Raw genomic sequence first — 11,840 nt, forward strand, 5'->3', positions numbered from 1 at the left:
TTTAGCATGCCGTTACTGAAACGTTTTTACCGCTATGGTACAATCGGTCCATGATTACCCGACGAAGCCTCCTGCTGGGGGGCGCGGCGCTCCTGCTGCTACCTGTTGAGAGCAGCGCGGATTACGCCCGCCCCGTGACCATTCTCAAAGAGCCCTTCCAGACGATTGCCGCCGTGCAGCGCGACCTTTTTCCCGGGGGCGGAACGGCCCCTTCGCCGCAGTTGATCAAAGCGATTGACTATCTGGCCGGTGTGCTGAACGACCCCTACGTCGATGACGATACGAAACGGTTTCTCTCGGACGGCGCCCGCTGGCTTAACGAACGCACCGGTGAGGATTTCGGCAGTGCCTACTACCGTCTCACACCGGCACAGCGAGAGGAGATTTTGCAGTGGCTCTCCGGCACTCCCTGGGGGGAGAGCTGGCTCTGGAGCCTTGTCTCCTACCTTTTCGAAGCGCTGCTGTGCGACCCCGTTTACGGGGCGAACACCCATGAGGCGGGGTGGCACTGGCTGGGGCATGAGCCCGGTTATCCGCGGCCGAAGGCTGCATTGATATGAAACAATATGATATCTGCATCGTCGGCAGTGGGGCGGGGGCGGCGCCCGTGGCCTATGAGCTGAGCCGCGCAGGCTACAGCGTCCTCGTGCTTGAGAAGGGTCCCTACCTGACGGAGAAGGATTTCACCAAGGACGAGATCGCCGTCAGCCGCCGCAGCATCTATACCCCGCGTCTCAAGGATGAACAGCACGTCGTCGAAACCTATAACAGCGACGGGAGCATCGACCGTGTCACCGCCGAAGCGTCGGGATGGAACTTCTGGAACGGCTCCATGGTCGGCGGCTCTTCGAACCTGATGAGCGGCTATTTCCACCGGATGAAACCGGTCGATTTCAAACTCCGTTCCACCTTCGGGGCCATCGAGGGGGCCAACGTCGTCGACTGGCCCATCACCTACGAAGAGATGGAACCCTATTTCACGAAGGTGGAGCAGGTCGTCGGCGTCTCCGGGAGGGTCGTGGAGCACCCTTTCCAGGAGCAGCGTTCCACCAGGGAGTTCCCGTTCCCGCCGACCTGGGAGCAGCCCATTTCCGGCTGGTTCGATGCGGCCTGCGAAGCGCTTGGCTACCACAGCATCCCCACACCGAGGGCCGTACTCCCCCACGACGCACTGGGGCGTAACGGCTGCTCCTACTCGAATTTCTGCGGCAGTTACGGCTGTGCAACCGGGGCCAAGGGGAACGCCCGCGCAGCGCTGCTGGAAAAGGCGAAGGCGACGGGCCGGTGCGATATCCTCCCGGATGTTTTCGTCTACAAGCTCGATGCGGACCGTCAGCGCGTCACGGCCGCACACTATTTTGATGCCGACGGCAATTCCCACACCGTCAAAGCGGGGACCTTCGTGGTGGCTGCGCAGGCGATCGAGAGTGTACGCCTGCTGTTCAACTCAAAGGGCGCCTTCCACCCCGACGGCCTCGGCAATGCCAACGGCCAGCTGGGGAAGAACCTTATTTTTTCCGCCGGCGGCAGCGGGCAGGGGAGGTTCGAGTTCTCCCGCCTCAACGAACGGCAGCGCTTCGAGCTGATGACCCGCGGCGCCTTTGTCAACCGCTCCCTGCAGGACTGGTACGTCTATCGCCGGGAGGGGCACACCTACAAAGGGGGCACGATTGATTTTCTTTTTGAACACGCCAATCCCGTCAGCCGCGCCATGCGCGAACTTTATGATGGTGACGGACACCTGGTCTGGGGCAGCAGACTGCAGAAGCGCCTTGAACACGCCTTCAAAGCCTCGCGCGTTTTTGTATTCGAGGTCTTCAACGACTGGCTCCCGACGGACAACTGTTTCATCGGGGTCGACGAAGGGGTGAAGGACAAATGGGGCATGCCCGTCGGGAAGATCCGTCTTTACGGCCACCCGCATGACCTTGAAGTCGGTGCTTTCCTGGCCGACAAGGCCGAAAACGTCCTGCGGCAGATGGGCGCGGTGGAGATCCGAAGCGATATTTCGTCCGCCCCGCCGCCGAACCTCGTTGCCGGGGGCTGCCGTTTCGGGAAGGACCCGAAAAACTCCGTACTGGACCCCTCGTGTAAAATGCACGGGATCGACAACCTCTACGTCTCCGACGGCAGCTTCATGCCCACGGGCGGCAGCGTACCCTACACCTGGACCATCTACGCCAACGCTTTCAGGGTCGCCGATGCCATCAAGGCGGCACTGAAAGCCAAGCCCAACAGGCTATAATGGCATCTATAAATACATAAGAGGGATGTAACGTGGGTAAAAAAGCGGTCTGTATCATGAGCGGAGGAATGGATTCGACACTGGCGGCCTATATGCTCCGCACCCAGGGGTATGAGATCGTCGCGGTCCATTTCAACTATGACCAGCGTACCCAGCAAAAAGAGCTTGAGTGCTTCCGCGCGATTGCCGCGCGTCTCGGCACCGCTCAAACCTACGAGATCGATCTGGACTTTTTCGCCGCCATCGGTGCCTCGGCCCTCACTGACAGGAGTATCGAGGTCCCGACGGGCGGCATCGAAGCCGGCGTCCCGGTCACCTACGTACCATTCCGCAACGGCATCTTTCTGAGCATCGCGGCCGCCATCGCCGAAAAAGAGGGGGCTACCGTCATCGGTATCGGCGTCGTCGAAGAGGACTCCAGCGGTTACCCCGACTGCCGTGAAGCGTATATCGAGGCGATGCAGCGTGCCGTCAACCTCGGGACGAAGGACGAAACGAACCTGACCATCGCCATGCCGCTCGTGCACCTGAAAAAGGAGCAGATTGTCGCCGAGGCCGTCGCATACGATGTCCCGCTGGAGCTGACCTGGAGCTGCTACCGTGACGAGGCCGAAGCCTGCGGCGTCTGCGACAGCTGCCGGCTGCGCCTCAAAGGGTTTGAACTGGCCGGCGTCCGGGACCCTATTCCCTATCGTTAAAAACGGTGTCTCCTAAGCCTGTCGAAAACTGTTGTACAATACAATAACGAAAGTTGATATAAAGGAGCCAGATGACAGAGTTTGTACAAGTTGCGCGACAACCCATCATCGATGCTGCCAATGCGACGTACGGTTACGAACTTCTACACCGCGAAGGTGAGAATAACGCCGCGAATCCCGCACTGACACATCGTCTTATGTCCGCGCAAGTAATGCTGAGCGTCTTCAATCTGATCGGCAGAGAGCGTGCAGTAGGGGAGGATCTTGCATTTTTCAACATCTCCCCCGCCTTTTTGATGACGGACATCATTGAGGCCTTCCGCCCCGACCAGTGTGTCTTCGAGATTGCGGCAAACGAACCGCTGAGACACAATGAAATCGCCAAGCTGAAACTTCTGTTTGACAAGGGCTACTGCTTTGCCCTGGACAACTTCGTCGTTACGGCCAACAGTATTGCCCAGTTCCAGAGCGTTCTGCCCTACATTGCCTACCTCAAGATCGATATCCAGAATAACGATATTGAGCAGGTCGCCGAACATGTCGCTGCACTGAAGGCCAACCATAAGCTTATCGCCCAGAAGGTCGAAAGCATCGACGAGTTCTCCGCCTACCAGGGGTTGGGGTTCGACTATTTCCAGGGGTACTATATCCAGCACCCGGTCCCGGTCAAACACTACCGCCTCGAGCCGAAGCACATCGGTGTCAGCCGCCTTTACAAGATGCTCGACACCGTCCCTTTCTATGAGTTTGCCAAAGAGTTCGAGCGCCACAACGAGCTTACCATCCAGTTCTTCCAGTATCTCATCTCCACCGGGATGAAACGCTATGACGCCACGCGCTCCGTACGCGCGATGATCATGGACATCGGTCCCGATGTGATGCGCCGCTGGTTTATGCTCATTATCTATGCAAAGGGCGGGGCGGATATCAGCGTCGAAAAGGGACCGTTCTCACGCTTTTTCGAAGAGCGGATCGACCTGATGAACACCATTGTTTCCAATGTTCACAGCGCCGACCCGGAGCGCCGCAGCGACGAGCTGCGCCTGCTGGCCATCTTTTCGACCCTTATCGACATCTACCAGATCCCCTTTGATACGCTCATGGGCTCTTTCGAGATCACGAAGAACCTTGAAAAGTGGATCGCGGCGCGCAAAGGGCGTTTCAGCCTGCTGTACAAGGCCGTCAACCAGCTGCAGCACTCGCCCCTCGATATCGAGAAGGTCAACCGCGTCCTCAAGGCTTTCAAGACCGACTACGACGAAGTCAGTGTCAAGATGAACCACCGGGTGTAGATGCGCCTGGAACACCCCTTCGACCCCATTGCCGACGACCGTTCCCGCGTTCTGGTCCTCGGCTCTTTTCCCAGCATCGCCTCCTTCGAAGCCGATTTCTACTACGCCCACCCGCGAAACCAGTTCTGGCCCATTATGGAGCAGCTTTTTGAAGTCGCGCTCCCGGACAAAACGGCGCGGCGTGCATTTGCCCTGGAGCAGGGGATAGCCCTCTGGGACAGCTACGCCTCCCTGGTGCGCAGCGAAAACAACTCCAGCGACGCCAACCTCAGCGAGCTTATCCCCAACGATATCCCCGCTCTCCTTGCAGCACATCCCGCCATCAGGCATATCTTCTGCACCGGCAGAAAAGCATACGATGGGTGCGTCAAAGCATTTCCGGGCCTTCCCGTCCCCTGTACGCTGCTCCCCTCGACCTCTCCGGCCTACGCGGCAATGCGCTTTGATGCCAAACTGGAAGCCTATCGCCAACTCAAAGCGGTCCTCGATGCAGTTTGAATGTGACGGTATCCGCGTCGAACACCGGATCAATCCCCGCATAAAGCATGCCTACCTGAGCGTCGCCGACGACGGTACGGTCGTGCTCAAGTCCAACGGCCGCGGACTAAGGCATTTGCAGGCATTCGTCGCTTCCAAGCGCGACTGGATTCTGCGCCAGCAGGCCCGTGTTTCATCGCAGCCTTCCATGCGGCTGGGCGAAAGCCTGCTCTATCTGGGCGATATCGTCTCGCTTGAGGAGATCGACACCGCGTTTCAGGCCCACTCGCCCGAAGCGCTCCGCCGAAGTTACGACCGCTTTTACCGTGATCGTGCCGAAGCGCTGCTGTGCGATAAGACCGCCATGTTCGCCGAACGGATGGGGGTCACGTACGAAGCGATCCGTTTCCGGAAAATGAAACGGCGCTGGGGGAGCTGCTCGAAGACGGGCGTCATCACCTATAACACCCTTTTGCTTCAGCTGGAAGAAGCGATGGTCGACTACACCGTGGTGCACGAACTGGCGCACCGCGTCCACTTCAACCACTCCGCCGACTTCCATGCCCTCGTCGCTTCGGTACTCCCCGACGAAAAGGCGCTGCGCCATCGGATGCGCCTCCGCAAAGCAAGCTACTACTGATACACCGTTTTTGAATGATTAATGCTCCCGCTCTATACTGATGGGATGAGGAGAAGCTATGAAAATTTTTATACTGATTCTGACCCTGTTCCTGATCCCGGTTTTTGCAGCGGAGTCCGGCGCGTACAAGCCGGTAGGCAACTGGAAGCCGCTGAGCCCGCAGGAGGAAGCGGTCATCGTCCACAAAGCCACGGAGCGCCCCTACAGCGGCGAACTGCTCTACAACAAGGCGAAGGGCACCTACGTCTGCAAGCGCTGCGGGGCCAAACTCTACCGCTCCGAGGATAAATTCGATTCGCACTGCGGCTGGCCGTCGTTTGACGATGAAATCCCCGGTGCCGTCAAACGCATTCCCGACCCCGACGGCTACCGTACGGAGATCGTCTGCGCCAACTGCGGCGCGCACCTGGGGCACGTCTTTGCCGGGGAGCACCTGACCCAGAAGAACCTCCGCCACTGCGTCAACTCCATCTCCATGGAGTTCATCCCCGACGTGAAGGTGGCCTACTTCGCCGGCGGCTGTTTCTGGGGTGTGGAGTACTATCTTGAAAAGATCCCCGGCGTCAATTCGGTCGTCTCGGGCTTCATGGGCGGATCGAAAAAAGATCCCGGTTATTACGATGTTGTCAAGGGAAATACGGGCCACCTCGAGACCGTCGCCGTCACCTACGACCCTTCAAAGGTCGACTACGAGACCCTCGCCAAAACCTTCTTCGAGATCCATGACCCCACCCAGGAGGGGCGGCAGGGGCCCGATGTCGGAGCCCAGTACCAGAGCGCGGTCTTCTATAACGACGCCGCGGAAAAAGCCGTGGTGCAGAAGCTCATCGACCGCCTTCGCAAGAACGGCTATAACGTCAAGACGAAACTGATCGAGGCTTCAGCGTTTTACAAAGCGGAGGACTACCACCAGGACTATTACGAGCGTCACCGCAAGCAGCCCTACTGCCACGGCTTCGTCGACCGCTTCAAAGAGAAGAATTAGCGAACGTTGAGAAAGTAGCGCAGGCTGGCGTCGCTGAAGGTCTTGCTTTTGGCGAGATAGGCATAGGCACTCTCAAAGACACGTTTGAAATCACTGCTCTGGGCGCTCTGCTCGGTGACGACCTCCAGGAGCGCTTTCTTGGCGGCCTCGGTGACGGCGTCGGGAAAACGCATCAGCTTGACGCCGTTTGCTTCGAGCGAGGCCATCGCCTCTGCGTTTTTCGCCTGGAATTCAAAGGTCATCGTACTGTTGAGCTCATTGACGGCGCACTCGATGATCGCCTGCTGCTCTCCCGAAAGCCGCTCCCACGTATGCTTGCTGAACGTCATCTCCAGGATGGAACCCGGTTCGTGCCACCCTGAATAGTAGTACGGCGCGACCTTGTAAAAGCCCATCTTCATGTCCAGGTAGGGGCCGACCCACTCCGTCGCGTCGATGACGCCGCGCTCCAGGGAGGTGTAGATCTCCCCGGCAGGCAGCAGCACGGGATTGACGCCCAGCTTCGACATCACCTCGCCGCCGAGGCCCGGGATGCGCATCTTGAGGCCGTTCATATCCTCCAGCGTCTCGATCGGCTTTCGGAACCAGCCCCCCATCTGGATATTGGTGTTGCCGCCGGCGAAAGGGTAGAGGTTGTAGCGGCCGTAAAGTTCGCGCCACAGCTCCTGCCCGCCGCCGTACAGTATCCAGCCGTTGAGCTCCTCGGCCGTCATGCCGAAAGGAAAACCGCTGAAGAGGGAGAAGGCTGCATTCTTGCCTTTCCAGTAGTAGGGTCCCGAGTGGAATCCGTCGATCTGGCCGCTGCTGGCCGCATCGAAGACCGCGAGGGCAGGGACCAGGGTGTTTTTGGGAAAGAGTTTGATACTGAGCTGCCCGCCGCTGATCTGTGCAACGCGCTCGGCAAAGCGGTCTACGCCGGTGCCCATAATAGGGAAGTGCGCCGGCCAGCTCGTCGCGATTTTGAGCTCCGTCTTCTTGCCGCGGTTGACATGGACGGTTTTTTCGGCCGTGTCATCGGATTTCGGATGCTTGCTGTAATCGATCGCCACGCGGTTGCCGTCGTTGCAGCCCTCCAGCAGCACGGCCGACGATGTCGCAGCTGCCGCGGTCAGGAAAGTACGTCTATTCATCTATAATCTCCTATATAGTTGCCCACTTTTTTTCATGACGGCATCCGCGCAAAACAAGGGTACCGCTCGCGTAGCGATGTTTCCTCGAAAGCCCGGATACCTACGCTAACGCTGAGTTCGCTTCGGCAGCGTGCCCAGCGGCTTCGCCTTTATCCTCTGAAGATTGATGTTCCATTACGCTGCTGCCGGTAGCAGCAGTGTGCTTCAGTGCCACAGCGGCCAGCGTAGGCAAAGGGGCTTTTGCTCCTTTGCCGTTCCAATCAGTAAAACGCCGCAATAATGGCATAACAGATAAAGAAAAAGAGGTGCGACGTCCCCTCGAAATAGTTCGTATAGCCGTCATCCGTCGTTTTCCATGCCAGTACAATGGTCAGGATCAGCGCCCCGACCTGCAGGGTGTTGAAGTCCAGCGTCAGCGGGTGGGCGGTCGTGTAGGAAAGCGCAAGCAGCGCCGGGACCGTCAGCATGATCGACACCGTCGAGGCCCCCATGGCGATGTTGATAACCCGCTGGATCTGGTCGTTGCGCGCCGCCGTAATCGCCGTCATGATCTCCGGGGCGACCGAGATGATCGCGATAATGAGACCCGCCAGGCCGACCGGGAAGTCGTACTCCTGTACAAGCGACATCCCTTCGTCCGCGAAGATCTCCGCCACGATGCCGATCAGGGCGATCAGGGCGAAGATGACCACAAAATTACCGACGGTCGAAAGGCGTTCGAAGGCGTCCGGCTGCTCCTCATCGGCCTCTTCGCCTTCTGCCAGGCGGCGCTTGTAGCGGAAGATGCGGCTGCGGGCCGTCGCTTTGAAAAAGTGAGAGTGTGTCTTTGTCTGGAAAATGAAAATGACGATATAGAAACAGAAGAGTACGAACCCGATGATGTTGCTGGCAAGGATCAGGTCATGGTGCGACTCTGAGGTAAAGTGCATGATGCTCGGCACCAGCAGCGCGGAGGTCGCCACGAGCAGGATTGTCGTGTAGGTACTGGAAGTATCTTCGTTGTGCTCCTGCTCTTTGAACGCCAGCCCGCCGATAAAGACCGCCAAGCCCAGCAGGACGTTCATGTCCACGATGACGGCGGAGATGATCCCCCCTTTGACAGTGTCGACCGCTCTGGGGTCATTGTGCGACGTCATCAGGACCATGTAAAGCAGGATGATCTCGACGATCACGGCACTGAAAGTGAGTACGAAGGAGCCGTAGGGCTCTTCGAGACGCTCGGCGAGTACTTCGGCGACTTCTGCGACGGTCATGGAGAGCAGGGCAATGGATACGGCGGAGAGTGTCGTAGCAAGATAGGCGTTATGATAGTGATGGAAAACGAAAGCGATTACACCGAGTACAATCCCGTACACGGCGATTTTATTTTGAGAGAGTCCTTCCTGCAGCGTCAGGGGACTCGATGAGGGGTCTGCGTTCAACGCAATTGCTCCTAGAAGAGGGTTGGTGTTTCGGTTTTGATATGCATCGTCTCCAGCAGGCGTTTGTCCTGGCCGCCGATCAATGCAAAATGAAAAGGAACCGTTTTTAGTAGCTGCATTATATCTTCTTGGGTCTCATATAGCAAGAATGTGTCGTGATCGTCGGGTGCCATGGCGGAACCCTTCGGCATCAGATAGATGATTTTGGCCCACTTCGCTTCACTGCGGATAAAGTCCACCTCGCGCAGCAGCAAGGAGAGGTCCGGTTCGAAAATAAGCACCTTGCCTCCCTGCCCGAAAGTCTTGACCCGGAGGTCGTCGCCGACGAAGACGGGAACGAAGTGCGTGCTTCCCTGCATCCCGCCGACAATGAATGTCAGGCCCTGCGACTTGGCGAATTGATAAAGATGGCCGAGGTAGGGAAGGAAGAAGGGAGAGAGCTGCATCCGCTCGTAATAGACGTCATCGAGGACGAAAGACGTTTCAAAGAGGGTCTGTTCCGCAATGTCGACGGGAACGTTGCCCGTCTTGGGAAGCGGCAGCACCTGAACGAAGAGATCCTCGCAGCGTTTGCGTTCGGGCACGAAGACCCAGCTGCCCTCACGAAGGTCCCAAAGATCATAGAAATGGGTGCGGAGCGTCCCCTGCCAGACGTAGCAGCGCGGATCTTTGAGCATCTGGGAGGCCACGGCGAGGGTGACGTCGTCGCAGCTGTAGACATGCAGCGACTTCTCCAGCATGCGGAAACGCAGCAGGCGCAGCAGCGTATATTCGACCGACTCCACTTTCAGCCAGGCGATCTCGGGGTCGGTGACCGTACACGCCTCTTCATAGAGCACTGCATAGGCGCCGTTGGCCACCGCCTTGGGGATGTCCGCCGCGTCAAAGGCGATAAAAAGATCACCCCGTCTCACCTTCTGGACGTCAAGAACAATGGCGTCGACAAGCGTCACCGCCGGGTCGGACATCATCTCCGCCCCCGTCAATGAGAGGAGGTTCTGGAGCCTCATCCGACGGAACTGCCTGCCTTTCTCGGTGCTTCGGGGCGCATCAGCGAGAGGCCTTCGTCATCCTTTGCCGCCAGCAGCATCCCTTCGGAGACCATGCCCATCAGCTTGGCCGGTTTCAGGTTCGCGACGACACAGACCTGCGTGCCGACAAGGCTCTGCGCCTCGTAATACTCGCGGATGCCCGCCACGACCTGGCGCGGTTTCTCCTCGCCGACGTCGACCTGGAGCTTGAGCAGTTTCTTGCTTTTTGGCACCTCTTCGGCTTCGACGATGGTACCGATTTTGAGCTGGGTCTGGAAGAACTGGTCGATGGTGATCAGGTTGTCCGCTTCGACCGGTGCCGCCGCTTTCGCTTTTTTCGGCGCCTCCTCCTCTTTGGCATTGGGCTGTGCCGCCGGGGCCTGGTCCATCAGCGGGGCTTCGATACGCGGGAAGAGGGGCGGGACCTGCTTGATCGTGAAGGTCGGCAGGAGCTTGCCGCCTTTGACGAGATCGTTATACGCATTGGTGTCGATGGCAAAACCGAGCGCATCCGCGATCGTCGCCGTCGTGGTCGGCATAAAAGGGTGCAGCAGCACGGAAGCTTTGGCAAGGATGTTGGCAACAAGGGCCACCAGCGCCAGCGCCTCCTCTTTTTTGCCCTCTTTCATCTTGACCCACGGCGCATGCGCCTCAATCGCCTTGTTCCCGATGGTGAAGAGCTTCCAGAGCTCTTCGAGGAAGCGGTGCGTCTGGACCTCGTCCAGGAACCGCTCGACGCTGCCGAGTACGGCTTCGACTTCCTCCATCTCCGCTTTGTGGTAGGTCATGACATCGCTACTGTCGATGACGAAATCGGAGTATTTGCCGCTCATCCCGATGATACGGTTAAGCAGGTTCCCCAGATCGTTGCTGAGATCGGAGTTGATCCGGTCGATCAGGGCGCGCTGGGAGAAGTCGCCGTCCTGACCGAAGGGGACTTCACGCATCATGAAGTAGCGCAGGTTCTCCAGGCCGTAGACGTCGGCGACCTCTTTGGGGCTGACGACGTTGCCTTTGGACTTGCTCATCTTCTCGCCGTCGCGGGTCCACCAGCCGTGGGCGCCGATGTGCTTGGGAAGCGGGAGGTCCAGGCTCATCAGGAACGCCGGCCAGTAGATGGCGTGGAAGCGGAGGATATCCTTGCCCACGAGCTGCATCTGTGCCGGCCAGAAGTCCATTTTCGCTTCGTCGCGGCCGTAGCCGAGCGCCGTGATGTAGTTGAGCAGGGCGTCGAGCCAGACGTACATGACGTGTTTGCTGTCGCCTACGGATTCGGGCAGCGGCACGCCCCAGGTGAAGCTCGTACGTGTCACGGAGAGGTCATTAAGGCCGCCCTTGACGAAGTTGATCACCTCGTTGCGGCGGGATTTCGGCAGGATAAAGTCCTGGTGCGCTTCGTAATAATCAAGCAGCTTCTGCTCATACGCCGAGAGTTTGAAGAAGTAGCTCTCCTCTTTGACGATAGTGGTCGAGCGGCCGCAGTCCGGGCAGAACTCCCCGTCGATGAGCTGGGTTTCGGGGAAGAAGGTCTCGCAGCTGACGCAGTAGTGACCCTCGTAATTGCCCTTGTAGATATCCCCCTTGGCATACATCTTCTCAAACGCCTTCTGGACACCGGTCATATGGTCCTTGTCCGTCGTGCGGATGAACTGGTCGAAACTGATGCCGAATTCGTCCCAGAGGTTGCGGAAGCTGGCGCTGATCTCGTCGGCGAACTGCTGCGTCGGTTTCTCAAACTTCTTCGCCGACTCTTCGATCTTCTGGCCGTGTTCGTCCGTCCCCGTCAGGAAATAGACCTCTTCGCCGATCAGACGGTGGTAGCGGGCCAGCGCATCCGCGATGAAGGTTGTATAGGCGTGGCCGATGTGCGCCTCGCCGTTGACGTAGTAGATGGGGGTGGTGACGTAATAGCTCATACTCT

Annotated in this window: 11 protein-coding genes; 7 read left to right on the forward strand and 4 right to left on the reverse strand. The window is 58.4% G+C overall.

Features of this window, described 5'->3' with window-relative positions:
* Positions 1-50: 50 nt before the first annotated feature.
* The 7 genes from WCX18_RS06415 (at position 51) to WCX18_RS06445 (ending at position 6,337) form a co-directional block, all read left to right on the forward strand.
* The gene (locus WCX18_RS06415; RefSeq protein WP_345990735.1) at positions 51-560 is read left to right on the forward strand and encodes a gluconate 2-dehydrogenase subunit 3 family protein; all 510 of its coding nucleotides are present in this window, start codon (positions 51-53) and stop codon (positions 558-560) included.
* Positions 557-2,245 (forward strand): GMC family oxidoreductase, encoded by a 1,689-nt coding sequence (locus WCX18_RS06420; RefSeq protein WP_345990737.1) that lies wholly within the window; start codon positions 557-559, stop codon positions 2,243-2,245. The genes WCX18_RS06415 and WCX18_RS06420 overlap by 4 nt, the downstream gene beginning before the upstream one ends.
* Positions 2,246-2,277: 32 nt before the next feature.
* A complete protein-coding gene (queC, locus tag WCX18_RS06425) occupies positions 2,278-2,943 on the forward strand; it encodes a 7-cyano-7-deazaguanine synthase QueC (RefSeq protein WP_345990739.1) in 666 nt (221 codons plus the stop codon).
* A gap of 71 nt (positions 2,944-3,014) precedes the next feature.
* Positions 3,015-4,235: an EAL domain-containing protein gene (locus WCX18_RS06430; RefSeq protein ID WP_345990741.1), complete on the forward strand. Its 1,221-nt coding sequence runs from the start codon at positions 3,015-3,017 to the stop codon at positions 4,233-4,235.
* Positions 4,236-4,733 (forward strand): DNA-deoxyinosine glycosylase, encoded by a 498-nt coding sequence (locus WCX18_RS06435; RefSeq protein WP_345990743.1) that lies wholly within the window; start codon positions 4,236-4,238, stop codon positions 4,731-4,733.
* Positions 4,723-5,352: a SprT family zinc-dependent metalloprotease gene (locus WCX18_RS06440; protein ID WP_345990745.1), complete on the forward strand. Its 630-nt coding sequence runs from the start codon at positions 4,723-4,725 to the stop codon at positions 5,350-5,352. The genes WCX18_RS06435 and WCX18_RS06440 overlap by 11 nt, the downstream gene beginning before the upstream one ends.
* 94 nt (positions 5,353-5,446) lie before the next feature.
* Positions 5,447-6,337 carry a bifunctional methionine sulfoxide reductase B/A protein gene (locus WCX18_RS06445; protein ID WP_345990774.1) on the forward strand — a complete coding sequence of 297 codons (891 nt, stop codon included), beginning with the start codon at positions 5,447-5,449 and terminating at the stop codon, positions 6,335-6,337.
* On the opposite strand, the gene dctP is transcribed toward WCX18_RS06445, so the two are convergent.
* The 4 genes from dctP to metG form a co-directional block, all read right to left on the reverse strand.
* Positions 6,334-7,467, reverse strand: coding sequence for a TRAP transporter substrate-binding protein DctP (gene dctP, locus WCX18_RS06450; RefSeq protein WP_345986817.1), 1,134 nt, complete (start codon positions 7,465-7,467; stop codon positions 6,334-6,336). The two genes, WCX18_RS06445 and dctP, sit on opposite strands and share 4 nt — an antisense overlap.
* A 260-nt stretch (positions 7,468-7,727) precedes the next feature.
* Complete coding sequence (locus WCX18_RS06455; RefSeq protein ID WP_345986818.1) at positions 7,728-8,822, reverse strand: sodium:proton exchanger; 1,095 nt, start codon at positions 8,820-8,822, stop codon at positions 7,728-7,730.
* A 77-nt stretch (positions 8,823-8,899) separates the two neighbouring features.
* Positions 8,900-9,898, reverse strand: coding sequence for a hypothetical protein (locus tag WCX18_RS06460; RefSeq protein WP_345986819.1), 999 nt, complete (start codon positions 9,896-9,898; stop codon positions 8,900-8,902).
* Positions 9,895-11,835, reverse strand: a complete 1,941-nt coding sequence (gene metG, locus WCX18_RS06465) for a methionine--tRNA ligase (protein WP_345986820.1) — start codon at positions 11,833-11,835, stop codon at positions 9,895-9,897. Before metG ends, WCX18_RS06460 begins: the two co-directional genes overlap by 4 nt.
* Positions 11,836-11,840 lie beyond the last annotated feature (5 nt).

It is taken from the genome of Sulfurimonas sp. HSL1-2 (assembly GCF_039645565.1).
GTDB lineage: Bacteria > Campylobacterota > Campylobacteria > Campylobacterales > Sulfurimonadaceae > Thiomicrolovo > Thiomicrolovo zhangzhouensis.

What these genes read in the sequence shown, in the direction of transcription:
- WCX18_RS06415 (WP_345990735.1), top strand. Translation starts at nt 51, where the DNA reads ATGATTACCCGACGAAGCCTCCTGCTGGGGGGCGCGGCGCTCCTGCTG.
- WCX18_RS06420 (WP_345990737.1), top strand. Translation starts at nt 557, where the DNA reads ATGAAACAATATGATATCTGCATCGTCGGCAGTGGGGCGGGGGCGGCG.
- WCX18_RS06430 (WP_345990741.1), top strand. Translation starts at nt 3,015, where the DNA reads ATGACAGAGTTTGTACAAGTTGCGCGACAACCCATCATCGATGCTGCC.
- WCX18_RS06435 (WP_345990743.1), top strand. Translation starts at nt 4,236, where the DNA reads ATGCGCCTGGAACACCCCTTCGACCCCATTGCCGACGACCGTTCCCGC.
- WCX18_RS06440 (WP_345990745.1), top strand. Translation starts at nt 4,723, where the DNA reads ATGCAGTTTGAATGTGACGGTATCCGCGTCGAACACCGGATCAATCCC.
- dctP (WP_345986817.1), bottom strand. Translation starts at nt 7,467, where the DNA reads ATGAATAGACGTACTTTCCTGACCGCGGCAGCTGCGACATCGTCGGCC.
- WCX18_RS06460 (WP_345986819.1), bottom strand. Translation starts at nt 9,898, where the DNA reads ATGAGGCTCCAGAACCTCCTCTCATTGACGGGGGCGGAGATGATGTCC.
- metG (WP_345986820.1), bottom strand. Translation starts at nt 11,835, where the DNA reads ATGAGCTATTACGTCACCACCCCCATCTACTACGTCAACGGCGAGGCG.